This window comes from Streptomyces sp. NPDC004658, from assembly GCF_040609555.1.
Taxonomy (GTDB): Bacteria; Actinomycetota; Actinomycetes; order Streptomycetales; family Streptomycetaceae; genus Streptomyces.
The window spans coordinates 1-26,121 of record NZ_JBEXKG010000050.1 but is presented as its reverse complement, the minus strand read 5'-3'; the positions used below and the strand labels follow the sequence as shown (position 1 = coordinate 26,121).

Annotated in this window: 27 protein-coding genes and 1 riboswitch; of the genes, 13 read left to right on the top strand and 14 right to left on the bottom strand. The window is 73.1% G+C overall.

Going from position 1 to position 26,121, the window contains the following annotated elements:
- The first annotated feature begins 7 nt into the window (after positions 1-7).
- On the top strand, positions 8-1,036 hold the full coding sequence (locus ABZV94_RS19220) for a 6-phosphofructokinase (protein ID WP_356341582.1): 1,029 nt from the start codon (positions 8-10) through the stop codon (positions 1,034-1,036).
- Between the two features lie 16 nt (positions 1,037-1,052).
- Here ABZV94_RS19220 and ABZV94_RS19215 read toward each other — a convergent pair whose 3' ends face one another.
- Positions 1,053-2,924, bottom strand: a complete 1,872-nt coding sequence (locus ABZV94_RS19215) for an anthranilate synthase family protein (protein WP_356341581.1) — start codon at positions 2,922-2,924, stop codon at positions 1,053-1,055.
- A 99-nt stretch (positions 2,925-3,023) separates the two neighbouring features.
- Positions 3,024-3,089 carry a trp operon leader peptide gene (locus tag ABZV94_RS19210; protein ID WP_356341610.1) on the bottom strand — a complete coding sequence of 22 codons (66 nt, stop codon included), beginning with the start codon at positions 3,087-3,089 and terminating at the stop codon, positions 3,024-3,026.
- Positions 3,090-3,185: 96 nt separating this feature from the next.
- Here ABZV94_RS19210 and ABZV94_RS19205 point away from each other — a divergent pair, with 96 nt between their 5' ends.
- Together ABZV94_RS19205 and ABZV94_RS19200 are read left to right on the top strand one after the other, a co-directional pair.
- Complete coding sequence (locus ABZV94_RS19205) at positions 3,186-4,538, top strand: class II 3-deoxy-7-phosphoheptulonate synthase (RefSeq protein ID WP_356341580.1); 1,353 nt, start codon at positions 3,186-3,188, stop codon at positions 4,536-4,538.
- Between the two features lie 150 nt (positions 4,539-4,688).
- A complete protein-coding gene (locus ABZV94_RS19200; protein WP_030641969.1) occupies positions 4,689-4,913 on the top strand; it encodes a (2Fe-2S)-binding protein in 225 nt (74 codons plus the stop codon).
- A gap of 4 nt (positions 4,914-4,917) precedes the next feature.
- Here the strand turns inward: ABZV94_RS19200 and bfr are convergent, their stop codons facing one another.
- On the bottom strand, positions 4,918-5,403 hold the full coding sequence (bfr, locus tag ABZV94_RS19195) for a bacterioferritin (protein WP_356341579.1): 486 nt from the start codon (positions 5,401-5,403) through the stop codon (positions 4,918-4,920).
- Between the two features lie 171 nt (positions 5,404-5,574).
- Between bfr and ABZV94_RS19190 the strand changes: the two genes are divergently transcribed.
- The gene (locus ABZV94_RS19190) at positions 5,575-6,207 is read left to right on the top strand and encodes a sulfite oxidase-like oxidoreductase (protein WP_356341577.1); all 633 of its coding nucleotides are present in this window, start codon (positions 5,575-5,577) and stop codon (positions 6,205-6,207) included.
- 18 nt (positions 6,208-6,225) lie between these two features.
- On the opposite strand, the gene ABZV94_RS19185 is transcribed toward ABZV94_RS19190, so the two are convergent.
- The 6 genes from ABZV94_RS19185 to thiO form a co-directional block, all read right to left on the bottom strand.
- Complete coding sequence (locus tag ABZV94_RS19185; protein WP_356341576.1) at positions 6,226-6,744, bottom strand: DUF4396 domain-containing protein; 519 nt, start codon at positions 6,742-6,744, stop codon at positions 6,226-6,228.
- A 74-nt stretch (positions 6,745-6,818) separates the two neighbouring features.
- A complete protein-coding gene (locus ABZV94_RS19180; protein WP_356341575.1) occupies positions 6,819-7,709 on the bottom strand; it encodes a deoxyribonuclease IV in 891 nt (296 codons plus the stop codon).
- 57 nt (positions 7,710-7,766) lie between these two features.
- Positions 7,767-9,734 (bottom strand): Stk1 family PASTA domain-containing Ser/Thr kinase, encoded by a 1,968-nt coding sequence (gene pknB, locus ABZV94_RS19175; RefSeq protein ID WP_356341573.1) that lies wholly within the window; start codon positions 9,732-9,734, stop codon positions 7,767-7,769.
- 118 nt (positions 9,735-9,852) lie between these two features.
- The gene (locus ABZV94_RS19170; RefSeq protein ID WP_356341572.1) at positions 9,853-10,647 is read right to left on the bottom strand and encodes a thiazole synthase; all 795 of its coding nucleotides are present in this window, start codon (positions 10,645-10,647) and stop codon (positions 9,853-9,855) included.
- 3 nt (positions 10,648-10,650) lie between these two features.
- Positions 10,651-10,863: a sulfur carrier protein ThiS gene (gene thiS, locus ABZV94_RS19165; RefSeq protein WP_356341571.1), complete on the bottom strand. Its 213-nt coding sequence runs from the start codon at positions 10,861-10,863 to the stop codon at positions 10,651-10,653.
- Positions 10,860-12,071: a glycine oxidase ThiO gene (gene thiO / locus ABZV94_RS19160; RefSeq protein ID WP_356341569.1), complete on the bottom strand. Its 1,212-nt coding sequence runs from the start codon at positions 12,069-12,071 to the stop codon at positions 10,860-10,862. Before thiO ends, thiS begins: the two co-directional genes overlap by 4 nt.
- Positions 12,069-12,180: riboswitch (TPP riboswitch) on the bottom strand. (Overlaps the previous gene by 3 nt.)
- Before the next feature lie 53 nt (positions 12,181-12,233).
- Between thiO and ABZV94_RS19155 the strand changes: the two genes are divergently transcribed.
- From ABZV94_RS19155 to ABZV94_RS19130, 6 genes are all read left to right on the top strand, one after another.
- The gene (locus tag ABZV94_RS19155) at positions 12,234-12,584 is read left to right on the top strand and encodes a hypothetical protein (protein WP_356341568.1); all 351 of its coding nucleotides are present in this window, start codon (positions 12,234-12,236) and stop codon (positions 12,582-12,584) included.
- 32 nt (positions 12,585-12,616) lie between these two features.
- Complete coding sequence (locus ABZV94_RS19150) at positions 12,617-13,846, top strand: FAD-dependent oxidoreductase (protein WP_356341566.1); 1,230 nt, start codon at positions 12,617-12,619, stop codon at positions 13,844-13,846.
- Positions 13,847-13,942: 96 nt separating this feature from the next.
- Positions 13,943-14,308 (top strand): Rv2175c family DNA-binding protein, encoded by a 366-nt coding sequence (locus tag ABZV94_RS19145; RefSeq protein WP_058080226.1) that lies wholly within the window; start codon positions 13,943-13,945, stop codon positions 14,306-14,308.
- 100 nt (positions 14,309-14,408) lie between these two features.
- A complete protein-coding gene (gene thiE, locus ABZV94_RS19140; protein WP_356341565.1) occupies positions 14,409-15,059 on the top strand; it encodes a thiamine phosphate synthase in 651 nt (216 codons plus the stop codon).
- Between the two features lie 96 nt (positions 15,060-15,155).
- Positions 15,156-16,079: a methylenetetrahydrofolate reductase [NAD(P)H] gene (gene metF, locus ABZV94_RS19135; protein WP_356341564.1), complete on the top strand. Its 924-nt coding sequence runs from the start codon at positions 15,156-15,158 to the stop codon at positions 16,077-16,079.
- 56 nt (positions 16,080-16,135) lie between these two features.
- A complete protein-coding gene (locus ABZV94_RS19130; RefSeq protein WP_356341563.1) occupies positions 16,136-17,080 on the top strand; it encodes a hypothetical protein in 945 nt (314 codons plus the stop codon).
- Positions 17,081-17,154: 74 nt separating this feature from the next.
- On the opposite strand, the gene ABZV94_RS19125 is transcribed toward ABZV94_RS19130, so the two are convergent.
- The 5 genes from ABZV94_RS19125 to ABZV94_RS19105 form a co-directional block, all read right to left on the bottom strand.
- Positions 17,155-18,660 (bottom strand): NAD(P)/FAD-dependent oxidoreductase, encoded by a 1,506-nt coding sequence (locus ABZV94_RS19125; protein ID WP_356341561.1) that lies wholly within the window; start codon positions 18,658-18,660, stop codon positions 17,155-17,157.
- 57 nt (positions 18,661-18,717) lie between these two features.
- Positions 18,718-19,320, bottom strand: coding sequence for a DUF4126 domain-containing protein (locus ABZV94_RS19120; RefSeq protein ID WP_356341560.1), 603 nt, complete (start codon positions 19,318-19,320; stop codon positions 18,718-18,720).
- A 503-nt stretch (positions 19,321-19,823) separates the two neighbouring features.
- Entirely contained in the window at positions 19,824-20,453 is a 630-nt protein-coding gene (locus tag ABZV94_RS19115; RefSeq protein ID WP_356341558.1) for a TetR/AcrR family transcriptional regulator, read from the bottom strand.
- Positions 20,454-20,500: 47 nt separating this feature from the next.
- Positions 20,501-22,585 (bottom strand): YhgE/Pip domain-containing protein, encoded by a 2,085-nt coding sequence (locus ABZV94_RS19110; protein ID WP_356341557.1) that lies wholly within the window; start codon positions 22,583-22,585, stop codon positions 20,501-20,503.
- Entirely contained in the window at positions 22,557-23,414 is an 858-nt protein-coding gene (locus ABZV94_RS19105) for an ATP-binding cassette domain-containing protein (protein ID WP_356341555.1), read from the bottom strand. Before ABZV94_RS19105 ends, ABZV94_RS19110 begins: the two co-directional genes overlap by 29 nt.
- A 167-nt stretch (positions 23,415-23,581) precedes the next feature.
- Between ABZV94_RS19105 and ABZV94_RS19100 the strand changes: the two genes are divergently transcribed.
- The 3 genes from ABZV94_RS19100 to ABZV94_RS19090 all read left to right on the top strand — a co-directional run bounded on the left by ABZV94_RS19100 (position 23,582) and on the right by ABZV94_RS19090 (position 25,834).
- Positions 23,582-24,187 carry an SAV_6107 family HEPN domain-containing protein gene (locus ABZV94_RS19100; protein ID WP_356341554.1) on the top strand — a complete coding sequence of 202 codons (606 nt, stop codon included), beginning with the start codon at positions 23,582-23,584 and terminating at the stop codon, positions 24,185-24,187.
- Between the two features lie 120 nt (positions 24,188-24,307).
- Positions 24,308-25,135 carry a methyltransferase gene (locus tag ABZV94_RS19095; protein WP_356341552.1) on the top strand — a complete coding sequence of 276 codons (828 nt, stop codon included), beginning with the start codon at positions 24,308-24,310 and terminating at the stop codon, positions 25,133-25,135.
- Between the two features lie 315 nt (positions 25,136-25,450).
- Entirely contained in the window at positions 25,451-25,834 is a 384-nt protein-coding gene (locus ABZV94_RS19090) for a DUF3040 domain-containing protein (protein WP_356341551.1), read from the top strand.
- Positions 25,835-26,121 lie beyond the last annotated feature (287 nt).

Below are 26,121 nucleotides of genomic sequence, written 5' to 3'. Positions count from 1 at the left end.
CATTTCCATGCGGGTCGGAGTACTGACCGGAGGCGGCGACTGCCCCGGGCTCAACGCCGTCATCCGGGGCATCGTCCGCAAGGGCGTGCAGGAGTACGGCTATGACTTCGTCGGCTTCCGGGACGGCTGGCGGGGCCCCCTCGAAGGCGACACCGTCCGTCTCGACATCCCCGCGGTGCGCGGCATCCTGCCCCGCGGCGGCACCATCCTCGGCTCCTCGCGGACCAACCCCCTCCAGGCCGGCGACGGCATCCGCCGGATCAAGGACAACCTGGCCAAGCTGGACGTCCAGGCCCTCATCGTGATCGGCGGCGAGGACACCCTGGGCGTCGCCGCGCGGCTGTCCGGCGAGTACGGGGTGCCCTGCGTCGGGGTGCCGAAGACGATAGACAACGACCTGGCCGCCACCGACTACACCTTCGGCTTCGACACCGCCGTCAACATCGCCACCGAGGCCATCGACCGGCTGCACACCACCGCCGAGTCCCACATGCGGGTCCTCGTGGTGGAGGTGATGGGCCGGCACGCCGGCTGGATCGCCCTCCACTCGGGCCTGGCCGGCGGCGCCAACGTCATCCTCATCCCCGAGCAGCGCTTCGACGTCGAGCAGGTCTGCGGCTGGGTGACCTCCCGGTTCCGGGCGTCGTACGCGCCGATCGTGGTCGTCGCCGAGGGCGCCGTGCCGAAGGACGGCGACATGGTCCTCAAGGACCAGTCGCTGGACTCCTTCGGGCACGTCCGGCTGTCCGGGGTGGGCGAGTGGCTGGCCAAGGAGATCGAGAAGCGCACCGGGAAGGAGGCCCGCACGACGGTCCTCGGACACGTCCAGCGCGGTGGCACCCCCAGCGCCTTCGACCGCTGGCTCGCCACCCGCTTCGGCCTGCACGCCATCGACTGCGTCCACGACGGCGACTTCGGCACGATGGTCGCCCTGCGCGCCACCGACATCGTCCGCGTCCCCCTCGCCGAGGCGACGGCCCGGCTGAAGACGGTGGACCCGAGGCTCTACCAGGAGATCGGGGTGTTCTTCGGCTGACCCCGGCCCCCGGCGGCTACACGGTCGTACGGCGCGGCTGTCCGATCAGCTCCCGTACGACCGCCGCGCCGTTCAGGGTCAGCACCGACTCGGGGTGGAACTGCACGCCCGCGAAGCCGGGGCCCCGCAGGGCGTGCACCTCGCCGTTGGCCGCGCGGCTCACCTCGACGCCGTGCGCCGCCAGCTCGCGGGCCGCCTCGTCGTCGCAGTGCGCGACGAAGCTGTTGTAGAAGCCGACCGTCTCCGGCCGCCCGAACAGGTCGATCTCCGTCTGCGCCCCCTGGTACGGCACCTCCTTGCGGACCAGGTCCAGGCCCAGCTCGGCCGCGACCAGCTCGTGCCCCAGGCAGACGCCCAGCACCCCGTGCCGGTGCTCGCGGATCACGGTGGCCGCCAGCTCCCGCAGGAACCGCATCTTCGGGTCGGCCCCGTCGCGCGGGTCGCCCGGGCCGGGGCCCAGCACCACGGGCCCCTCGTGCGCGAGCACCGCCGCCCGCAGCCCCGGCTCGTCGTACCGCCGTACCGTCACCTCCAGGCCGCCCGAGCGCAGCACGTGCGCCAGCATCGCCGTGAAGGTGTCCTCGCCGTCGACCACCAGCGCGTGGCCGGCCGGCTCCGGCGTCCGCTCCTGCATGCGCAGCCAGAACGGCGCGAGGCCCGCCCGGCGCCCGTCCAGCGCCGCCCGCACCCGCGGGTCGTCGGCCAGCCGGGGCCGCTCCCGCTCCGCCCGGGGCCGGGACGGCCGTACCCCGAGGGCGGCCAGCACGCCCGCCGCCTTCGCGTGGGTCTCCGCGACCTCGCCGGCCGGGTCGGAGCCGCGCACCAGCGTCGCCCCCACCGCGACGCGCAGCCGGCCGCCGGCGGAGATGTCGGCGGTGCGGATCAGGATGGGGGAGTCGAGGGTCTGCGCGCCCCCGGAGTCCCGCCCGAGCAGGGCGAGCGCCCCGGCGTAGTACCCGCGCCCGGCGCCGTCCCGCCCGAGGGGCTCGTGCCGCTCGATCACCCGGCACGCGTTCTGCACCGGCGACCCGGTCACCGTCGCCGCGAACATGGTCTCCCGCAGCACCTCCCGCACGTCCAGCGAGGACTTCCCGCGCAGCTCGTACTCGGTGTGCGCGAGGTGCGCCATCTCCTTCAGCCGCGGCCCGACGACGACCCCGCCCCTGTCGCCGACGGTGCACATCATCTTCAGCTCCTCGTCGACGACCATCGACAGCTCCTCGATCTCCTTGCCGTCGGCGAGGAAGCGGAGCAGGTGCTCGGGCGTCGGGCCCTCGGCCGGATAGCGGTACGTTCCGCTGATCGGGTTCATCACGACGGTCCCGCCGCTCATCCGGACGTGCACCTCCGGGCTGGCCCCCACCAGCGTCCGGTCCCCGGTGTGCACGACGAACGTCCAGTACGCGCCCCGTTCGCCCTCCAGCAGCCGCCGGAACAGCGCGAGGGCGTCGGCGCGGCCGAAGCCGGGGATCTCGCCCTCGTAGGTGCGCCGGATCACGAAGTTCGCGCCCTCGCCGCGGCCGATCTCCTCGCGCAGCACGCGCCCGACGGTCTCCGCGTACTCCTCGTCGCTCACGTCGAAGCCGCCGCCCTCGACCCGCACGTCGTGCGCGGGGAGCCGGCCGAGGGCCTCCTCCAGGGGCAGCGTGTGCGTCTCCTGCGGGGTCAGCACCAGCAGCGGGGTGCCGTCGTCGCGGACGTCGAAGCCGCGCTCGCGGATCTGCCGGAACGGGATCAGGGCGAGACCCTCGTCGGGCAGGTCGGCGAGCTTGTCCCGGCGGGTCACCGGGCCGAGCAGCACCTCCACCAGGTCCTCGTCGCGGCCCGGGGTGCGGCGGCGGAGCAGGGCGAAGGGGCGGGGGTCGGACAGCAGGTCCATGAGGTCCACGGGCGGGTTCCTTCTCGATCGTCTGACGGAGAGGAACGACCCCGGACACACCGAAGGCCGCCCCTCGGGCGGCCTTCGCGAAGTCGTGCGTACGCGCAGTCAGTGGGCCGCCGGATGAGCGGTCCACCACCAGTTCTGGCAGTTCTGGGTCGAAAGCGCGAACATGCCGTGCAGCCTATCGCATGTCCGCACTGTGCCCACGGTGTCTCATCAAATGAGCACCGGCAGGACGCCACCCCGTCACCCCGTAATGTTGGGGTCGTGACCGTGAACGCTAAGACCAGCCCGAGCGCTGGCAACACCTGGCGAAACCTGCCCGCGGCGCAGCAGCCCGAGTACCCCGACCCCGAGGCTCTGCGCGCAGTGATCGCGGACCTCGAGTCGTATCCGCCGCTCGTCTTCGCGGGCGAGTGCGACCAGCTGCGCGCCCGGATGGCGGCCGTCGCCAAGGGAGAGGCGTTCCTCCTCCAGGGTGGCGACTGCGCCGAGGCCTTCGACGCGGTGTCCGCCGACCACATCCGCAACAAGCTCAAGACGCTGCTCCAGATGGGTGCCGTCCTCACCTACGCGGCTTCCGTGCCCGTGGTCAAGGTCGGCCGGATCGCGGGCCAGTACTCCAAGCCCCGCTCCAAGCCGACCGAGACCCGCGACGGCGTGACGCTCCCCGTCTACCGGGGCGACTCCGTCAACGGCTTCGACTTCACCGAGGCCAGCCGCATCCCGGACCCGGAGCGGCTGAAGCGCATGTACCACGCGTCGGCCTCGACGCTGAACCTGGTGCGCGCCTTCACCACCGGCGGTTACGCCGACCTGCACCAGGTGCACGCCTGGAACCAGGACTTCGTGCGGACCTCGCCGTCGGGCCAGCGCTACGAGCAGCTCGCGCGCGAGATCGACAACGCGCTGAACTTCATGCGGGCCTGCGGCACCGACCCGGAGGAGTTCAAGACCGTCGAGTTCTACTCCTCGCACGAGGCGCTGCTGCTGGACTACGAGTCCGCCCTGACCCGGGTCGACTCCCGCACCGGCAAGCTGTACGACGTCTCGGCGCACATGGTGTGGATCGGCGAGCGCACCCGGCAGCTGGACCACGCGCACATCGAGTTCGCCTCGCAGATCCGCAACCCGATCGGCATCAAGCTCGGCCCGACCACCACGGCCGAGGAGGCGCTGCGGTACATCGACCGCCTCGACCCCGAGCGGGAGCCGGGCCGGCTGACCTTCATCGTCCGCATGGGCGCGGGCCAGATCCGCGACAAGCTCCCCGAGCTGGTCGAGAAGGTCACGGCGTCCGGCGCGACCGTGGCCTGGGTGACCGACCCGATGCACGGCAACACCTTCGAGGCGGCCTCCGGGCACAAGACCCGCCGCTTCGACGACGTGCTCGACGAGGTCAAGGGCTTCTTCGAGGTCCACAAGGCGCTCGGCACCCACCCGGGCGGCATCCACGTGGAGCTGACCGGCGACGACGTCACCGAGTGCGTGGGCGGCGGCGACGAGATCTTCGTGGACGACCTGCACCAGCGCTACGAGACGGCCTGTGACCCGCGGCTGAACCGCAGCCAGTCGCTGGACCTGGCGTTCCTGGTGGCCGAGATGTACCGGGACCAGTGACCCGGGACCGGTAGCGGCCTTCTTGGGGCGCGGATCACATCCGATCCGCGCCCCTGCCACTTTCACGGGTGCCGGGGATGGGTTAGGTTAGGTTTGCCTCACCGAAATGGGGATGGCAGAGAGAGCGACCCCGTCGGGAGGTGAATCCGCGTGTACGTCTGCAGCTGCTTCGGTGTCACCGAGGACCAGGTCAAGCAGCACGCGGAGAACGGCGCCTGCACCCCGCGCCAGATTGCCTCCGCCTGCAAGGCGGGCACCGACTGCGGCGGCTGCGTGCGACGCATCCAGGCGCTGCTCGGCCGTGGCGCCTGTCCCCGCCGGGAACTGATCGACCAGCGCGCCCCGGCCCTCGTACCGCTGGACGACGCCGCGTAGCGTCCTAGGAGTCGGGCTGGCTCTGCTCGACGACCGTCGACAGGTAGAGCGCCTCGCCCAGCTTGTCCACCAGTTCCAGCTGGGTGTCCAGGTAGTCGATGTGGTGCTCCTCGTCGGCGAGGATCGCCTCGAACACGTTCGCCGACGTGATGTCGTCCTTCTCGCGCATCACCTGGACGCCCCGGCGCAGCCGGTCGATGGCCTCGACCTCGATCTGCCGGTCGGCCTGGAACATCTCGGTCACGGTCTGCCCCACCCGCACGTGGAAGAGCCGCTGGTAGTTGGGCAGGCCGTCGAGGAGCAGGATGCGGTCGGTGAGGATCTCGGCGTGCCGCATCTCGTCGAACGACTCGGCCCGCGTGTACCGGGCGAGCTTCGTCCACCCCTTGTGGTCCTGGAGCTTGGCGTGCAGGAAGTACTGGTTGATCGCGGTCAGCTCGGCGGTCAGCTGTTCGTTGAGCAGTTCGATGACCTCGGGGTCGCCTTGCATCGCTGTGGACTCCTTCCAGGTGGACCCGGCCGATAGCGCCGCATGATTGCACCGGTGGGGAAGATCGTCCAGTAAGTACGCACTTAGTAAGTACGTCCCGAGGTGATGGTGGTTGCCCGGTTCGGGAGTGGGTGGTCAGGGGCACTGCCCGAGGTCTGTCAGGATGGATACATGGGTCATCCGGTGGAGCGAGAGTCTGGGGCAGCGGCAGGGTCCGAGCTTCCGCCGGGTCAGCGGCTCCAGCGCGGCTGGCCGGTCACGCACTACGGGCCGGTCCCGAAGTTCCGGCCGGAGCGCTGGGAGTTCCGGGTCTTCGGCGCCACCGCCGACGGTGGCAAGCGCACCTGGAGCCACGAGGAGTTCACGGCCCTTCCGTACACCACCGTGGTGGCCGATCTGCACTGCGTGACGAAGTTCAGCATGGTCGGCGCGGAGTGGGGCGGCATCCCGGCCCGCGCGATCGTGGACCTGGCCCCGCCGGCGCCCGACGTCACCCATGTGATGGTCTGGGCGGAGTACGGCTTCAGCTCGAACCTGCGCCTCACGGACTTCGTCTCCGACCGCACGCTCTTCGCCACCCACAAGGACGGCGAGCTGCTCACCGCCGAGCACGGCTTCCCGGTCCGGCTGATCGTGCCGCACCTGTACGCCTGGAAGGGGCCGAAGTGGGTCCGGGGCGTGGAGTACATGACCGCCGACCGGCGCGGCTTCTGGGAGGAGCGCGGCTACCACAACATCGGCGATCCCTGGAAGGAGCAGCGCTACTCCTACCAGGAGGAGCCCGGGGAGGGCCCCGAGCTCTGACTCCCGGCCCCGGGGACCTCAGTGGTGGTACCGGTGCACCACCGCGTGCCCCTTGCCCCGGCCGATCATCCACTTGTTGACCGGGGTGGTCACCGCGAACGCGATCACGAACGAGACCGCGAGCGAGATCCAGAACCGCGCGTCGCCCAGCGTGGCGTCCATCGCGGACGGCCAGACCAGGATCACCCCGTTGTCCATCAGCTCCATCACGGCGATGGACAGGGTGTCCGCGGCCAGCGCCACCCGGAAGGCCGTACGGAAGTCGACGCCGGCCCGCAGGACCCCGCGCAGGGTGAGCGAGTAGCCGAAGACGAAGGCCAGGGCGATCGCCAGCACCATGGTCGGCAGGTTGCCCCAGCCGAAGGCCGTGCCGACGACCATGCCGAGCACCTCGCCGACGGCGCAGCCGGTGAGGCAGTGCAGGGTGGCCTGGGCGGCCATGGCCCAGGTGGCGGCGGGTGCGTGGTGGTGCGGCCCGTGGTCCGCGTCCGCGTGCCCGTGGTGGTGTGCGTGCGCTGCGTGCGCCTCGTGCTGCATGACTGCCCCCAAGTCGGATGACGGCTCCTGCGCCCGACAGGAACCATATACCCCCTGGGGGTATTCCCCAACGGTCAGTCCTCGCGGAGTTTCTTCAGCCGCTCCACGTCCGCCGCGTGCCCCTCCCTGCCGCCGGGCGTCTCGATGATCAGCGGTACGCCCTCGGTCGCGGGGTGCGTCATGAGCGCCCGGAACGGGTCCTCCCCGATGTGGCCGGCGCCGATGTTCTCGTGCCGGTCCTTGTGGGCTCCCACCACATCCTTGGAGTCGTTGGCGTGGATCAGCTTCAGCCGGCCCGGGCCGACCGTGTCCACCAGCAGGTCCAGCGTCCGATGCATGCCGCTCGGCCCGGTCAGGTCGTGCCCGGCGGCGAAGACGTGGCACGTGTCCAGGCACACGCCCAGCTTCGGATGCGCGTCCAGCGCCTCGAAGTACGGCCCGAACTCCCAGGTCCGCGAGCACAGCGAGGCGCCCTGCCCGGCGGTCGACTCCAGCAGCAGGAACGGGTCGTCGTCGTGGGTCAGCTCGTCCAGCAGCGGCAGCAGGTGCGCGCGCACCTGCCGCAGCGCCACCTCCCGGGGCCGCCCGCCGGTGGCGCTGCCGGTGTGCACCACGACACCCAGCGCGCCGATCTCCCGCCCGCGCCGCAGCGAGTGCCGCAGCGACTCCACCGACCGCTCCACGGTCGCCTCGGTGTGCGAGCCGAAGTTGATCAGGTACGGCGCGTGGACGTACGCCGGGATCGACTCCTCGGCGCAGGCCGCGCGGAACGCCTCGTCCTGGCGCGGGTTCCCGGCGGGCGTGGCCCAGCCGCGCGGATTGGCGACGAAGACCTGCACGGTCTCGGCCTTCAGGTCACGGGCGTACGACAGCCCGACGGAGTGCAGGCCACCGGCCACGGGCACATGGCCGCCGACCGGGTTGCGGGGGATCTTCCGGGCGGGGGACGACTGAACGGGACTCACCCGTTCAGGGTGTCATGTCCGCCCCCGCGCCCGGACCGCGCTCCCCGGTGAGGCCGGTCACCGGATGGTGATCTTGATCGTCGACCCCTTGGGCGCCTGGTCGCCGCCCTCCACCGACTGCTTCTTGACGGTGTCCCCGAACAGCCCGAGCAGCCCGCGGTCCTCCTTCACCTTGAAGCCGGCCTCCTCCAGGGCCTGGTGGGCGTCGTCCACACTGTCGCCGACCACGTCCGGGACCTCGATCATCTCCGGACCCTTGGACAGGGTCAGCGTCACCGTGTCGCCCTCGGCCGCCTGGCGACCGTCGCCCGGGCTCTGCGCGGCGACCTCGCCCTCGTCGTACTCGGAGTTGACCCGCTCCTCGGCCACCTTCACCTTCAGCCCGGCGTCCGTCAGGTCCTGCTTCGCGCTCTCCAGGTCCTCGCCGGTGACGTCCGGCACGTCGATCGGGCTGCCCTTGCTGACGATCAGCGCGATCGCCGAGCCCGCGTGCCGCTCGGTGCCCGCCTCGGGTGTCGTACCGATCACCGAACCCCTGGGGACGTCGTCGCTGAACGCGCGGGTGACCATGCCCGGCTCCAGGTCGTCCGCCTTCAGCCGCGCCCGCGCCTTCGCGAGCGACTGCCCCGACACGTTCGGCACGTTCACCGTCTCCGGTCCCAGCGACACGGTCAGCGTCACGGAGTCGTGGTCCCGGATCCGCGCGCCGGGCGCCGGGTCGCTGCCGATCACCGTGCCGCGCTCGACCGTGTCGCTGTACGCGCGCCTGACCTGCCCGACGTCCAGCCCGGCCGCCTTCAGCCGCTCCCTGGCCTGCGCCTCCGTCTTCGCCAGCAGCGGCGGCACCTTGGTGAACTGGCCCGAGTTGATGTACCAGACCCCGGCGCCCACGCCGAACACCACCAGCACGGCCGCGATCACCGCCAGGACGGTGCGCGAGGGCCGCGCCGGGCCCCGGCGGGGCGGCACCGGCGGGCTCGGGAACCGGGCGGTGCGGTCGATGCCGTCCACCGGGGCGTCCGTGTCCTCGTCGACGGGCAGTGGACGGGACGGGGGTCCCCCCGCGCGAGCGAAGCCGAGCGTGGGGGAGGTCAGCGCGCGCGGGATCACGCTCGTGCGGTCCTCGGCGTTGTCGTGCTCCGCGGTCAGCGCCTGCGGCGGCAGCGCGTCCAGCTGCTCGTCGGTCAGCGACAGGCGGGCCTCACGCACCTGGGCGAGCAGGGCCACGGCGTCGTGCGGCCGGATGTCCGGGGTGCGCGCGGTGGCCGACGCGACCAGCTCGTCCAGCTGGTACGGCAGGCCGGGCACGCGTGCCGACGGCGGCGGCACGTCCTCGTGCAGGTGCTGGTAGAGCACCTGGGCCGGGGAGTCCCCGGAGTGCGGCTTGGCGCCCGTCAGCATCTCGTACAGGACCACACCGCACGCGTACACGTCGACGCGCGGGTCGGTGGTGCCCTGCTCGATCTGCTCAGGCGCGAGATAGGAGACGGTCCCGAGCACCGCACCGGTCGTGCTGGTCACCGTGTCCACGGAGCGCACCAGCCCGAAGTCGGCGACCTTCACCCGGCCGTCGTCGCCTATCAGCACGTTCTCGGGCTTCATGTCCCGGTGCACGAACCCGGCCCGGTGCGCGGCACCGAGCGCGGCGAGCACCGGCTCCAGGATGTCCAGCGCGGCCCGCGGCTGCACCGCGCCCCGCTCGCGCAGCACGTCCCGCAGGGTGCAGCCGGCGATGTACTCCATCGCCAGGTAGACGTACGACCCGTCGGTCCCCTGGTCGAAGACCTGCACCACGTTGGGGTGGTCCAGCCGGGCGACGGACTTGGCCTCCCGGATGAACCGCTCGACGAACGCGCCGTCGGCCGCGAGCGCCGGGTGCATCACCTTCAGCGCGAGCACGCGGTCCAGGCGGGTGTCCAGGGCCCGGTAGACCGTGGCCATCCCGCCGGCCGCGATCCGCGCGTCGACGCGGTACCGGCCGTCGAGCACCTGCCCGACGAGGGGGTCCTGAAGGGTCGTATCCACGAGAGGGGAGTCTACGAGGGCGCACCGACGCTTCCCCCGCCGAGACCGCTTTCCCACCAGCACTGCAGCCGACCTGTGACGCACTCACGACCTCGCGGACGCCGACGGCGGACGGGCCCTAGAACGCCGGCCGCTCGGGATCCAGCCGGGCCACCCCCTCCACGGGGGACGACGCCTCGGCGAGGTACCGCCGGGGAATCCGCCCGGCCAGCCGGGCCAGCCGGCCCCCCTCCACCGCCAGCTTCATGGCGGTCGCCATCAGTTCCGGCTCCTGGGCCCGGGTCACCGCGGAGGCGAGCATCACGCCCGCGCACCCCAGCTCCATCGCCAGCGCCGCGTCCGACGCCGTACCGGCCCCCGCGTCCAGGATCACCGGCACGCGCGCGTGCTCCACGATCAGCTGGAAGTTGTGGGGGTTGCGAATCCCCAGACCGGACCCGATCGGCGAGCCCAGCGGCATGACGGCGGCGCACCCCACGTCCTCCAGCTTCCGCGCGAGCACCGGATCGTCGTTCGTGTACGGCAGCACCGTGAACCCGTCGTCGACCAGTGTCTCCGCCGCCTCCAGCAGCTCCACGGGATCCGGCAGCAGCGTCCGCTCGTCGGCGATGACCTCCAGCTTCACCAGGTCCGTGCCCAGCGCCTCCCGGGCCAGCCGGGCGGTCAGCACGGCCTCGCCCGCGGTGAAGCAGCCGGCCGTGTTCGGCAGCACCCGGATGCCGAGCCTCTCCAGCACCGACAGCACCGACCCGTGCACGGAGGGGTCCACCCGGCGCATCGCGACCGTGGTCAGTTCCGTACCGGAGGCGACCAGCGCCCGCTCCAGCACGTCCAGGCTGGGCGCCCCTCCCGTGCCCATGATCAGCCGGGAGGAGAAGGTCAGGTCACCGAGGACCAGGGGATCGTCGGCCATGGCTCAGCCTCCCTGCACGGCGGTGAGGACTTCGACCCGGTCGCCGTCGGCGAGGGCGGTCGTCGCCCACTGCGCGCGCGGGACGACGGTCTCGTTGACGGCGGCGGCCACCCCGCGCGGGGCGGCGGTGAGGGTCCGGACGAGGGTGTCGAGGGCGGTGCCCGGGGCGATCTCCCGGCGCTCCCCGTTGACGGAAATCATGACCGGGCCGTTCATGCGGGCTGCTCCAGCTCTTCCATCGTCTCCTCGGATGCGGTGTCCTCGCCGGGCGCCGCGTTCTCCCCCGGCGCGCCGAAGCGCCGCGGCGTGAACGGGCGGGCCTCCTCGGGAAGCTCACCGGTGACCAGGGCGTGCGCCAGTACGTCCCCGGTGACCGGGGTGAGCAGCACGCCGTTGCGGTGGTGCCCGGTGGCCAGCAGCAGCCCGGCCAGCCCGGACGGGCCGAGCAGCGGCGCGTTGTCGGGGGAGCCGGGGCGCAGCCCGGCCCGGGTCTCGGTGAGCGGCAGCTCGGTGATGCCGGGCACCAGCTCGTGCGCGTCGCGCAGCAGCTCGTACACGCCCCCGGCCGTGACGGTCGTGTCCCAGCCCAGCTCCTCGCTGGTGGCACCGACGACCAGTTCGCCGTTCTCCCGGGGCACCAGGTACACCTGGCCGCCCCGCACCACGGCCCGCACGGTCCGGCTCAGGAACGGCGCGTAGCGGCGCGGCACGGTCAGCCGCAGCACCTGTCCCTTCACCGGCCGCACCGGAGGCAGCAGCTCGTCCGGCACGCCCGCGAGGCGTCCGCTCAGGCTGCCGGCCGCGAGCACCACCCGGTCCGCGCGCAGCGCGGTGCCGTCCGCCGTGGTGACCCCGGCGGCCCGCTCCCGCACCACGTCCAGCCGCTGCGCCCACGCGCGGTGGAACACCACACCGGCCCGCTCGCACGCGTCCACCAGGGCCGCCGCCAGCCGGCGCGGGTCGATCTGGTGGTCGCCGTCGACCCGCAGCCCGCCCCGCACCCCGGGCGCCAGCATCGGTTCCAGGCGCCGGCACTCCCGCCCCGACAGCCACTCCGAGTCGAGGCCCGAGCGCTGCTGGAGCGCGTGCAGTTCGCGCAGGTGGGCACGGTCGTCGGCGTCCAGGGCGACGGCGAGGGTGCCGCAGCGGCGGTAGCCGAGGTCACGGCCGGTCAGTTCGGTCAGCTCGGCCGCGAAGGCCGGGTAGCGGCGGGCCGATTCCAGGTTCAGGGCGAGCAGGGTCTCCTCGCCGTAGTGCAGTTCGGTGACCGCGGCCAGCATCCCGGCCGCAACCCGCGCGGCCCCGCCGCCGGGTTCGGGGTCCACGACAACCGTGGCGAGCCCGCGCTGCGCCGCGCGCCAGGCCGTGACCAGGCCGATGATCCCGCCCCCGATGACGAGGACGTCGGACGTACGTGACGACATGGGCGTCCAGCCCCTCCCTTCGCCGGCATGACCCGGATCAGGTTCGTACGGTCGGAGGCCGCCAGCCTCCCTCTCAGCCCGGTGCGTCCGGGCTCCCGCGAGTGCTTGTACGGTGGCAACCCTAGCCCGCCGCCCTCCTCACCCGTAAGGGAGCCCCGTTCCATGGCCCGATCGCTCGACGGACTGATCCTCGCCCCCGTGGCGGACCAAGCCCCAGGTCAGGTGGGTACCCGCACGCGGTTCGCGTACCACGAGAAGGACGGCGAGATCTGGGCCGAGTACGCGGGCGGCGATATCGTGCGCGGCCATCTGGTCGGCACCCGCGAGGGCGACCGGCTGGACTTCCGGTACGTGCAGCTCAAGACCGACGGGACGACCTCCTCGGGGCACTGCGTGTCCACGGTCGCCGAGCTGCCCGACGGGCGGGTACGCCTGGACGAGACCTGGGAGTGGGAGTCCCGGGCCGGCTCCGGCACGAGCGTGGTCGAGCAGGTCACCGAGCACGCCCCCTGACTGACGGATCGTCAATTGTCTATGGTGATCGGGTGAGCGAGCAGACAGCGCAAGAGGGCACGGCACCGGAGCGGCGCGTGGTCGTCGTCGGCGCGGGCATGGCCGGGGTGCAGACCGCGGTCGCCCTGCGGGAGCAGGGCTTCCGGGGCGACGTGACCATCATCGGCGCCGAACCGCACCAGCCGTACGACCGGCCGCCGCTGTCGAAGGCGGTCCTGCTCGGCAAGGCCGAGGGCTCCGCCTTCGAGGTCGACTTCGAGTCCCTCGGGGTCGAGCTGCGGCTCGGCTGCGAGGTGTACGGCGCGCGCCCCGCCGAACACGAGCTGGACACCGAGACGGGGCCCGTGCCGTACGACGTCCTGGTCGTCGCCACCGGTGCCGAACCGGTCCGGCTGCCCGGCACCGAGGGCGTGCCCGGCGTGCACCTGCTGCGCACCCTGGACGACGCCGAACGGCTGCGCCCCGTGCTCGCCCGGCAGCACGACATCGTCGTCGTGGGCGCCGGCTGGATCGGCGCCGAGTTCGCGACCGCCGCCCGGGAGGCCGGCTGCGCGGTGACCGTCGTGGAGGCGGCCGGCCATCCGCTCGCCGGCGCCCTGCCCGCCGAGGTCGCCGCACCCATGGCCGCCTGGTACGCCGAGGCGGGCGTGGAGCTGCGCACCCACGCGCGCGTGGAGCGCGTCGAACCCGGCGAGGTGGTGCTCGCCGACGGCACCCGGCTGCCCGCGGGCGCCGTCGTCGTCGGCATCGGCGCCCGCCCCGCCACCGGCTGGCTGGCCGGCTCCGGCATCGAGCTGGGGGCGCACGGCGAGGTCCTCACCGACGACCGCCTGTGCACCTCCGCGCCCGACGTGTACGCCGTCGGCGACTGCGCCTCCTTCCCGTCGGCGCGCTACGGCGAGCGGCTCCTCGTCCACCACTGGGACAACGCCCTCCAGGGGCCGCGCACGGTCGCCGCGAACATCCTCGGCGAGACCCCCGCGGTCTACGACCCGGTGCCGTACTTCTGGTCCGAGCAGTTCGGCCGGTTCGTCCAGTACGCCGGCCATCACACCGCGGCGGACCGCCTGCTCTGGCGCGGCGACCCGGCAGGGCCGTCCTGGACGGTCTGCTGGCTCCGCGAGAACCGCCTGGTGGCCCTCCTGGCCGTCGGCCGCCCCCGCGACCTGGCCCAGGGCCGCCGCCTCATCGAGGCCGGCCGGCAGATGGATCCGCAAGCCCTGACCGACCCGGCGCGGCCGCTGAAGAACGCCACGGCGTAGCACATCCTCCCGCCGGGACCTGCACGGCCCGGCACATCCTCCCACCTGGACCTGCCTGGCTTCCGACTGTCGGTGGGGGATGGCAGGCTAGGAAGCGTGACCGAGATTGACGCAAAGATCGATGCTCTCGTCCCCGCCTGGCTCACCCTGCCCGACATCGCCGACATGCTCGGTGTCGAGGTGACGCGTGTCCGGCAGCTGGTCAAGGAGGGCCAGCTCATCGCCGTACGCCGTGGTGAGAACAGGGCGCTGCACGTCCCCGCCGCCTTCATCGACGGGGACAAGGTCGTCAAGGGCCTGTCCGGGACCCTGACGCTCCTGCGGGACGACGGCTTCACGGTCGAAGAGATGATCGAGTGGCTCTTCACCCCCGACCCGACCCTGCCCGGCACCCCCGCGCAGGCCCTGAGCGAGAATCGCGGCACGGAGGTGAAGCGCCGCGCCCAGGCGCTCGCCGTCTGAGCCGAACCGCAACAGGCAGGTGGCGTGCGGGCCGGACGCCCGTGCGCCACCGCGCACCGCACGCCACCGCCAGGGACACCGACCACGGGGGGACCCACGCATGTCCGACACCGCCCGCGCCGCGCTCGCCGACGCCCGCCTGTACCTCTGCACGGACGCCCGCAAGCGCCAGGGCGACCTTCCCGGGTTCCTGGACGCGGTCCTGGCCGGCGGTGTCGACATCGTGCAGCTGCGGGACAAGGGCATGGAGGCCGCCGAGGAGCTGGAGCACCTGGAGGTCTTCGCCGACGCGTGCGCCCGGCACGGCAAGCTGCTCGCGGTCAACGACCGGGCCGACGTCGCCCACGCCGCCCGCGCCGACGTGCTCCACCTCGGCCAGGGCGACCTTCCGGTGCCCGCGGCCCGGGCGATCCTCGGCGACCGGGTGCTGATCGGCCGGTCCACGCACGCCGAGGCGGAGGCCGCCGCTGCCGCCGTCCAGGAGGGCGTGGACTACTTCTGCACCGGCCCCTGCTGGCCCACCCCCACCAAGCCCGGCCGCCACGCCCCCGGCCTCGGCCTCGTCCGCTACGCGGCGGCCCTCGGCACCGACCGCCCGTGGTTCGCCATCGGCGGCATCGACCTCGGCAACCTGGACCAGGTGCTGGACGCGGGTGCCCGCCGGGTGGTCGTGGTCCGCGCGATCACCGAGGCGGACGACCCGGGCGCGGCGGCGGCGGAGTTCGCGAAGCGGCTCCGCGACGCTCACTAGAGCCTTTCTGTCCACGTGCTGGACAGGAGAGCGGCAAATCGGGCAAATTCCCGGCATCCGGTTGGGGGACCGCCCACCCCTGGCTAACCTGCCGGTATGGCCCTCGGAACTGCATCCACCAGGACTGATCGCGCACGCACCGTGCGCGACATCCTCGCCACCGGCAAGACGACGTACTCGTTCGAGTTCTCGGCGCCGAAGACCCCGAAGGGCGAGCGGAACCTGTGGAGCGCGCTCCGGCGGGTCGAGGCGGTCGCCCCCGACTTCGTCTCCGTGACCTACGGCGCCGGCGGTTCCACCCGCGCGGGCACGGTCAAGGAGACCCAGCAGATCGTCGCGGACACCACCCTGACCCCGGTCGCCCACCTCACCGCGGTCGACCACTCCATCGCCGAACTGCGCAACATCATCGGCCAGTACGCGGACGCGGGCATCCGCAACATGCTCGCCGTGCGCGGCGACCCGCCCGGCGACCCGATGGGCGAGTGGGTGCCGCACCCCCGAGGCCTGACCTACGCGGCCGAACTCGTCCGGCTCATCAAGGAATCCGGCGACTTCTGCGTGGGCGTCGCCGCGTTCCCGGAGATGCACCCGCGCTCCTCGGACTGGGACACCGACGTCGCCCACTTCGTGGACAAGTGCCGTGCGGGCGCCGACTACGCCATCACACAGATGTTCTTCCAGCCGGAGTCGTATCTGCGCCTGCGCGACCGCGTGGCGACCGCGGGCTGCGACACCCCGGTCATCCCGGAAGTCCTGCCGGTCACCAGCGTGAAGATGCTGGAACGGTTGCCGAAGCTCAGCAACGCCCATGTCCCGGACGCCCTGAAAGAGCGGATCCTCACAGCGAAGTACGATCCGGCGGCGGTACGCTCCATCGGTATCGAGTTCGCCACGGAGTTCTGCGCGCGGCTGCTGGCCGAGGGAGTGCCCGGACTGCACTTCATCACGCTCAACAACTCCACGGCGACCCTGGAAATCTACGAGAACCTGGGCCTGCACCACCCCCCGCAGGCCTAGACCGGCCGCACCGCGATACGACACACTGCGTAGCGGTCACTGGGAGAGGGGCGTACATGGGCTGGACGGTCCTCTACATCGCGTTCGGCGGCGTCGCGCTGTGGTTGCTGGGCGAGGTGCTGCTGCAGTACAAGGCGCGGCTGCGCTGGCGCCTCCTCGCCTTCGGCGGCTTCCTCGGCGTCGTGGTGGGCGTGCTGATGCCGTCCGTCGTCGTGATCGGGCTGGGCGCGATCGCCTTCGCGGTCGGCCAGACCTACGTCACGCTGTCGTTCCGCCGCGGCTTCGCCTCCGGCTGGGCGGTCAAGCGGCCCGGCCCCGAGGCGGCGGGCGGCAGCAAGCGGCGCCGCGGCCGGGCGGACCGGCACGAGCCGCAGCCGCAGGGCCCCGACGCCGAGTTCGGCCAGGACGCCGACGACCGCGACCCCGAGCACGCCGGCGGCCCCGGCTCCTACGGCCACGGCGAGACGCACGGCGGCTACGACGACGACTACGACCGCGACGACGTCTTCACCCCGGTCGCCGCCCGAGCGGCCGATCCCACCGCCGCCGAGACCACCGCCGTCTACGAGCCGCAGCCCCTCCCCGACGACACCGGCAACTACGGCGTCTACGGCGACCCCGCCCACGCGCACACGGCCCAGCAGGGCGACCAGCAGAGCTACGCCTACGACTACTCCGGCTACGGCCAGCAGGGGTACGGCTACGACAGCGCCGCCCAGCAGGGCTATGCCAACTACTCCGACCCGTACATCGGCAGCCAGTCCTACGGCTCCTACGACCAGGGGTACGGCCAGCAGTACGGGCAGCAGCAGGGCTACGCGCAGGACCCGTACGCCACGGGCGGTTACGGCGAGACCCCGGCCGGCGGGGTGTGGGTGCCGCAGCAGCGCACCGACGAGAACTACGGCGGCGAACTCCCGCAGGAACAGCCGTACCCGCACCAGCAGGGCGGACAGCAGCCGCAGCCCGGCGCCGGGTACGACGAGCAGTACCGCTTCTGAGGGACCGGACCCCGGCTCACGGCCCGTCCCCGCGGGGCCGCCCGCCGTTCACCGCGCCCGTTCACCGCGCCCGTTCACTGGGAGCCGCGGAACTCCGGGCCCTCCACGATCAGTCCGGCCACCAGCGCGCCCGACATGCCGGCGTGCGGGAGGCCGCCGCCCGGGTGGGACCAGCCGCCGACGGCGAACAGACCCGGCAGCGCCGTGGAGTTGGCCGGATGCAGCACCCCTTCCGGCGCGGCCAGCGCGGGCGGCGGCACGGCACCGCCCGCGGCTCCCGTCTCCCGCTCGGTGTCCAGCGGTGTGCGGACCTCGCGCCACAGCACCCGCTCGCGCAGCCCCGGCACGGCCCGCTCGGCGGCGGCGGCCATCCGGTCCGCGAAGGCGCCGGCGGCACCGGGCGCCGCCCAGTCGTACTCCGCCGCCGACGGCACCGTCGCCGTCAGCACCACGCTCTCGTGCTCCCCGTCGGGGCGCAGGGACGGGTCGTCCGGCCGGTCGACGACGGTCGTCGGCAGGTCGGGCAGCACCCCGTGCCGGAACAGATCCAGATCACCCTCGCCGTCGGCCGCGTGCACCACCGTGCGGTGCACCGCGCCGGGCTCCCGTGCCCCGCGCAGCGCCAGGCACACGACCATCCGGCCCGGGTACCGGTCCTCCGGTTCCGGCTCGACGGCCCCGGCCCCGTACACCTGGCGGCCCGTCAGGCCGCGCAGTCTCCAGGGGCCCTGGCCGACCACGAAGTCCGCCTCGGCCACCGTGCCCCCGGCCAGCTCCACCCCGGCCGCGCGGCCGTCCTTCTCCAGGATCCGGGTGACCTCGGCGCCGAACACGAACTCCACCCGCCGTTTCCGGCACCGGTCGTACACCGCGCGCGCCAGCTCGCGGATGCCGCCGCGCACGTACCAGGTGCCGAAGGCGTGCTCCATGTAGGGCAGCACGGCCGCGCTCGCTGGGGCGGTGCCCGGGTCGACGCCGTACGCGAGCGCGTACCCGTCCAGCAGCTGCGCCAGCCGCGGGTCGCGCAGTTCCCGTCCGCCGATCTCGGACAGCCTGGCCACGCGGCGCCTGCCCAGCAGCCGCTTGTAGGTGGTGCCCGGATACGGCTCCTTGTCGGCCAGCACCTGCCAGTTGGGCCACAGCGGCTCCTCCAGCAGCGGCCGGCGGGTGCGGTCCCAGGCCTCCCGGGCCCGCACCAGGAAGTCGCCCCAGCGCTCGCCCGCCCCCGCGCCCAGTGCCTCGTCCAGTGCCGCGACGACGCCCGCGCGCGAGGCGTTGGGCAGGGACACCTGGGTGCCGTCCGCGAAGACGTGCCGCGAGGACGGGTCGACCTGGACCAGCTCGACGCACTCCTCCAGCGGTTCCTTGCCGGTCTTGATGAACAGGTCGCGGTACACGGCGGGCAGCGTCAGCAGTCCCGGGCCCGTGTCGAAGCGGAACCCGTCCCGCTCGAACCGGCGCACCGCACCGCCGTACGTCTCCGTCCGCTCGTACACCGTCACCCGGTGGCCCGCGACGGCCAGCCGGGCGGCAGCCGCCATCGCGCCCGTCCCGGCGCCGATCACCGCAATCCGTGCCATGCCCGTGACTTTATCGACCGCCACCGACAGCCCGGCCGCGGGGCGCTCCGGCGCAGGTCAGGGGGCCCGTGAGGCGAGCCGCCGCTCCTCCCGGCGCTGGGCCCGGCGGCGCAGGAAGCGGCGGATGCGGGAGACGAGGAACAGCAGGGTCAGCAGCCCGCCGGCCAGCAGGACGGCCGCGATGACCGCCGCCGCCTCCGGGTGGAACACCGCGAGCGTGACGATGCCGCCGACCCCGAGATCCTCGGCGAGGCTCAGCGCGATGTTGCTGAACGGCTCGGGCGAGGTGTTGACCGCCATCCGCGTCCCGGCCTTCACGGCATGGCTGGCCAGCGCCGTCGAACCGCCGATCAGGCCGGCCGCCACGTCGGAGAGGGAGCCGCTCTGCCCGGCGAGCAGCGCCCCGACCCAGGCACCGGCGAGCGGCCGGACCACCGTGTGCACGGAGTCCCACAGCGAGTCGACGTAGGGGATCTTGTCGGCGACGGCCTCGCACAGGAACAGCACACCCGCCGCGATCAGCACCTCGGGGCGCTGCAGCGTCTGCGGGACGTCGTCGGCGACCCCGGTCGCGCCGAGGACACCGAGCAGCAGCACCGCCGCGTAGGCGTTGACGCCGCTGGCCCAGCCGCTCGTGAAGACCAGAGGGAGTACGGACACGGACGCGATCGTAGCCAGGCGGGCGGACCACAGGCGTGGGCACGCGCGCGGACGGCTGAGTACGCGTACTCAGACGGCCAGATGAGTACGCGTGCGGATGGGCCGGGGCCCGCGCGGACGGGAGAGTGGAGGCACGGCAGAGGGGCGCGGCACGGCACCGCCGACACGGGGCGGCGGAGCGGCGCCCGCCCCCTGGCCGCTCCTTCCGCCGATCCGTCGGCGGAAGCGAGACACGGGGGCCTCGGGGGAAGACCACCACGGGGGTCCGCCACGGGGGAAGCCCGTACGGGGAGTACGGGAGGGAAGTACGGGGGAGCGACGGGGGAAGCCACCGGGAGGAACGGGGGAGAACGGGGGAATCCCGGTGGCGGCACGGGGAAGGGGAAGGCGCCGGTCCACAGCGGACCGGCGCCTTCCGCGTACGTCTCCCCGCCCGGGTGCGCCTCGCGGGCCGGATGCGTCTCCCGGGCCCGGTGCCTCTCGCGGGCCCGGGCGCACCGTGCTCAGACCTTGCCGCTGACCCGCCCCTGGAGCAGCCGGGACAGGGCCGCGTGCACGTCGTCCAGGGAGCGCTCGGGCTGGAACGACTTCCAGTCCAGCGCGGCCACCAGGACCATGCCCACCAGCGCCGCCGCCGTCAGCTGGACGTCGATCTCGTCGCTGAACTCGCCGGCCGCGACGCCCTCGCGCAGCACCCCTTCCACCACCGCGACCGCCTCCTGCCGCACCACCATCAGGGTGGACTGCCAGGCCCGGTTGGTGCGCCACAGCTCCGCGACGTACAGCTGGGTGAAGGCCGGGTAGCGGTCGATGAAGACCAGGCCCGCGCGGATCATCGCGTCCAGCGCGTCCACCTTGCCGCGGCCCTCGCGTGCCGCCTGCTCGGCCGCCTCCTTCAGGGAGGAGGTGAGCAGGCCGACGCCGTGCCTGAGCAGCTCCTCGAAGAGAACGGACTTGCTCGCGAAGTTGTAGTAGACCGTGCCCTTCGCGACCCCGGCCCGCTCGGCGATCTCGTCCACCGTGGTCGCGGAGAAACCCTGCTCCGCGATGAGCGTGACGGCCGCCTCGTAGAGCTTCTGCCGGGTGGCCTCGCGGCGCGTGCTGCCGCCGGCCTTGGCGCTGCTGCTTTCCATGGCCCCGATTCTCACAGGTACGCGCGCGTGCGGGCGCTCGGCCTGGATCACAGGCTCAGCTCCGGGTGCAGCCGGGCCGGCGTCCACACCTGGCGGCGGCGGGCCGCGAGGGCGGTCAGCGCGAGGGCGCCGGCGGTGAACGCGGTGAGCACACCGCACGCCAGCCACACCGGGCCGAGCCCGCCGCCCGTGATCAGCCGGCGCAGGGCCTCCACGATGTAGCTCATGGGCAGGAACGGGTGGATCGCGTTGAAGAAGCCCGGGCTGGTCTGGACCGGGTAGGTGCCTCCCGCCGAGGTCAGCTGGAGCATCAGCAGCGCGAGCACCAGGATCCGGCCGGCCGCGCCGAAGCGGGCGTTCAGCCACTGCACGATCGCCGCGAAGCAGGCCGTGACCAGGAACAGGAAGCCGATCGTGCCGGCCGCCCGCAGCATCTGCAGGCCGACCGCCCAGTGCAGGACGGCCATCAGGGCGGCCACCTGGAGCACGCCCACCGCGACCACCGGCAGCCAGCCCGCGCACGCGATCCGCCAGGCGGAGGCGCCGGCCGCGAGGGCGCGCCGGTTCAGCGGCGGGATCAGCATGTAGGCCACCATCGCGCCGACCCACAGCGACAGCGGGATGAAGTAGGGGGCGAACCCGGTGCCGTAGTTCGGCGCCTGGTGCAGGTCGTGGGAGGCCAGCCGGACCGGGTCGGCCATCACGCCGGTGCGCCGGTCGCGGTCCCGCTTGTCGTAGTCCGGGATCTTCCTCGCGCCCGAGTGCAGCCCGCCGGCGAGCTTCCCGGAGCCGTCGGACAGCTTGTACAGGCCGCCGTTGAGGGTCTCGGCGCCCGACTTCGCGGTGCCGATGCCCTTGTCCAGGGCGACCGCGCCGGTGTGGGCGGTGCCCAGGCCGGTGTGCAGCTTCTCGGCACCGGCGGCGACCTGGTGCGCCCCGGTGTTCAGCTTGTCGATCTTCTTGACGGCGTCCTCGACGTCCTCGGACAGGTGCGGTGCGCGCCGGGCGAGGGCGTCGGCCTGCTTCTGGAGCGTGCCCAGGTTGTCCCGCATCGTCTTCAGGTCGCCGTCCTGGTCCGCGATCAGCGTGTTGAGGTCGTCGGCGACGGTGGCCACCTCGGCGGCGGCCGTCCTGGCCCGCTTCAGTTCGGGGCAGGCCGGGTCGGGGACCGGCGCGCTCTCGCAGCGCTCCTTGTACACCTCGTCCAGGACGGCGGAGGAGGCGTGCGCGGTCCTGGCGGCGCCCGGCGCGAGCTTCACCAGCACGTCCAGGTTGTCCTTGACCGCCTTGGCCGAGTCGGAGACCAGCCGGGCGGTGTCCCCGATGGTCTTCTCGTTCTTCTTCAGGAACGGGCCCGCCTCGGCGTAGACGCCGTCGACCTTGTCGGCCAGCGCCTGGGTGCCGTCGGCGACCTGCCGCGAGCCCTCCTGGAGGTCGCCCGAGCCGGTGTCGAGCTTCTTCAGGCCCTTGGCCAGCTTGCCGCTGCCGCCCTTGGCGTCCTTCAGCCCGTCAGCGAGGTCCTTGGACCCCTTCTCCGCCTTCCCGATCCCGCTGTTCAGCTTGTCGGCGCCCCGGGCGGCCGTGACGGTCCTGTCGTGGATGTCGGAGAAGGACACGAAGATCTTGTCCAGGAAGCCCCGGGAGGCCTTGCTGGAGGCGGCCGAGCGCACCTCGTTGAAGACGGTGCGGGAGATCTGGCCGACGATGTAGTTGTTCGCGTCGTTGGTGCGCACCCGGAGGGCGCCGGTCTCCGGGGAGTCGCCCGAACTGGAGGCGATCCGGCGGCTGAAGTCGGCCGGCATGGTCAGCGACAGGTAGTAGGTGCCGTCCTCGACGCCCGCGCGGGCCTGCTCGTCGCTCACCTCGTGCCACTCGAAGGTCCGGCTGTCGCGCAGTCCGTCGACGATGTCGTCGCCGGCGGTGATCTTCTTGCCGCCCGCCGTGGCGCCCTTGTCGTCGTTCACCAGGGCCACCGGGATGCGGTCCAGGCGGCCGTACGGGTCCCAGAACGACCACAGGTACAGGGCGCCGTAGAGCAGGGGCAGCACGAGCAGCGCGACGAGGGCGGCCCGCGGCAGCTTCCCGCGTCCGAAGCGCCTCAGCTCAAGCGCGGCCAGCCTCGGTGAGCGCATCACCGGTGTCCTCCTTCGTGGGCCCGGGGTTCTTCGGTCCGGTCTGTTCCGGTTCGGCGCGCTCCGGTTCGGTCTGCTCCGGCCCGGTCCTCCGCGGGCCGGCCGTCCGCGGCTCGGTCGACACGGTGACGCAGTCCGCGGGAGCGGTGCGGCACACGGCCACGACCGTCGTGCCCGCGCGCGCGAGCGACCGCAACTGCTCCCAGAGCGCGGTGCGTTCGGCGTCCGAGAGCTTCGTGTCGACGTCGTCCACCCCGAGCAGCAGGGGCCGGCCGAGCAGGGCCAGCGCGAGGGACAACCGCAGCTCCTGCGGCCGTTCCAGATCGCGTACGGCCGTCCGGGAGCCCTTCGGCAGCGTCTCCAGGTCCAGTCCGGCGGCGGCCAGGGCCGCGTCGACCCGCAGCCGCGCCTCGTGCGCGCGCTGGACGCGGGGACGCAGCAGCTGGCGCAGGGAGTCGCCGAACCGGCGCTGCAGCAGGGCCCGTTCGCGCAGGTGCTCCCCGACGGTGAGGGCCGGCTCCAGGTCGGTCACGCCGGCCACGTTCGCCACCGCGCTGACCCGGCGAAGGGCCGCCATCTGGCGGGGAAGTTTGAACCCGGCGACGGCGGCCACTCCTTCGGTGGGCTTCATCCGTCCCGTGAGCGCGAGCAGCAGACACGTGCGGCCGGAGCCGGACGGTCCCTCGATCGCGATCAGCGAGCCGGGTTCCGCGTCCAGGGCGACGCCGCGGAAGGCCCACCCCCGCGGTCCCTTGAGCCCGAGCGCCTCGGCCCTGACGTCGGCGCCGGCGGTTCCGTCCGCGCCGACCGTTCCGTATGCGTCGTCCACAAGCCCCCCTGCCGACTTAGGCAAAATTAAACTGACTGGTCAGTGCAAAAATACGCCCGAACCTACGATCGAGGCAAAGGCCCAGGTCAGAACGGATTGTCAGTGGCATACCGCACGATGGGCACATACGGCATGCGTGCCGTCACCCAGACGACAGGAGGTTCGTCATGGCCCACTCGTCCGCAGCCGCCGCCCGCCGGCGCCGCGCCACCGGCCCTGCCCCCTCACTGACCGGCCCGGCGAGCGACGTGCACCCCGTGCTCCGCCGAGCCACGGCCCCGCCCGCCGCCCTCGACCTGCTCGCCCAGGCCCGTGCCGGACTGGAGGAGGCCGCCGTCCTGGAGACACCGAACGAGCGCTACGCGACGGCCCACCTCGCCGCCCTGCGCACCGCCGCCGCCGTGCTCGCCGCCCGGGGCCGGCCCGAGACCACCCCGCGCCGGCGGGCCCGGATCCGCAGCGCCTGGGAGGTGCTGCCCGAGATCGCCCCGGAGCTGACCGAATGGAGCGCGCTGTTCGCCTCCGGCGCCGCCCGCCGCGCCCGCGCCGAGGCGGGCATCCAGGGAGCGGCCGGGCAGCGGGACGCCGACGACCTGATACGCGACGTGGAGATGTTCCTCCGCATCGTGGAGCGGATGCTGGTCGTCCAGCCGGTCCTGCCCCAGCCCCGCCAGGACACCGCCGGCGACACCGGAGCGGCCGGCGGCGGCCCCGGCGGGGACGGGCCGGGGAGGGGAGGCGCTCCGGGAGGCGGCCTGCCGGACGCGGGCTGACCACGGCCCGCCCGCCGAGGAGGCGCACGCGGCCCCGCGCCGTCGCGGTGACCAGGCGCGGCGTGGAGGCAATAGGGTGGACTTCGCCTGAAGTCCCGCCCCGCCGAGGAGTCAACTGCCGTGTCGGACTCGATGCGCCCGCCCGTCTCCCACCACCACCCCCAGACGACGTCGCTGCGCTCCGACCCCTCCCGTCCTCGCGCCTCCCTGCGTACGGCCGTGGTCTGGGAGATCCTTCAGGACGCCCTCGACCGCCGGGTCAAGGCCACGGGCCGGGACGCGCTGGACGTCCTCGACGCCGGGGGCGGCAGCGGCAGGTTCGCCGTGCCCCTCGCCCGCCTCGGCCACCGCGTCACCGTGGTCGACCCCAGCCCCAACGCCCTGTTCGCGCTGGAGCGCCGGGCCGCCGAGGCCGGCGTCGCCGACCGGGTCAGAGGCGTCCAGGGCGACGCGCACGGACTGTTCGACGTGGTCGAGCGCGGCGGCTACGACGCCGTCCTGTGCCACGGCGTCCTGGAGTACGTGGACGACCCGGCCGAAGGCATCCGCAACGCGGTCGCCGCGCTGCGCCCCGACGGCGTCCTCAGCCTGCTCGCGGCCGGGCTCGGCGGTGCCGTGCTCGCCCGCGCCCTGGCCGGCCACTTCACCGAGGCCCGCCAGGCGCTCAAGGACCCCGACGGCCGCTGGGGCCCCGGCGACCCGATGCCCCGCCGCTTCACCGCCGAGCAGCTCACCGCGCTGGTCGAGGGCGCGGGCCTGCGGGTCGGCGCGGTGCACGGCGTGCGCGTCTTCGCCGACCTGGTGCCCGGGGTCCTCGTGGACACCGAACCGGGAGCCCTCGACGCGCTGGTGCAGCTGGAGGCCGCGGCGGCCGAGCTGCCCGCGTTCCACTCCGTCGCCACCCAGCTCCACGTGCTCGGCGAGACCACGGGTGCGCGGGAGGTCTGAGATCACTTTCGGCACGTGAGCGCATCACGGGGAACCGGGCGCACTGCCGGGCCGAGCCGCTGATCAGCGCCTCGGCCGCAGATGGAGTACGCCACAAGCCCCCCGATCGAGGGGTTTGCGCCGTATGATCGAGGTACACCGTCCGGCATGACGGGTCGGCCGCCGGGGAATGGAAGCCTCAGCGAGTCGGATGGCCATGACGGGCTCCGGTTGGCCAATTGGCGTAGAGGGGCGGGTTTCACGGGGGCGATTCCCTGCCTATCCTGAAGGGACCCCCCGGGTCGCCCCCGGCGACTGCACGATGAGGAGGACTCCGTGCCGCTCTCTGAGCACGAGCAGCGAATGCTTGAGCAGATGGAGCGAGCGCTGTACGCCGAAGACCCCAAGTTCGCGTCGGCGCTTGAGGGAAACGGGCTGCGGACGTACACCCGGCGGCGGGTCTACCAGGCGGTCGCAGGCTTCCTCGCGGGTATCGCGCTCCTCATGGCCGGAATGGTCGCGCAGCTGATCTGGGTCAGCGTGGTGGGTTTCCTCGTCATGCTGGGTTGTGCCGTGCTCGCCGTCACCGGCTGGCGCAAGGCACCGAAGCCGGGTGAGCAGCCTCCGGGCACCCCGCGCCGTCAGGTGCGGCCGAAGCGCTCCGTGATGGACCGGATCGAGCAGCGCTGGCAGCGCCGCCGGGACGAACAGGGTCACTGACCGCTTGGCGCCTCCCCGGCGCCGGACGAACAGACAGACGTGAGGGGCGGCCACCAGCCGGTGGCCGCCCCTCACGCGTGCTCCGGCCTTGACCCTGCGCTCTGGTCACCCCTCACGGTGCGTTCGGCCGCGACGCCGCGAGGGGTGCGCGTACTCCGGCTGCCGTGAGGGGTGCGCGTACTCCGTGCGCCGCGAGGCAGGCGCGCACTCCGGGCGCCGCGAGGCAGGCGCGCACTCCCGCTGCCGTGAGGGGTGCGCGGCCCCCCGCTGCCGAGCCGCCGTCGGAC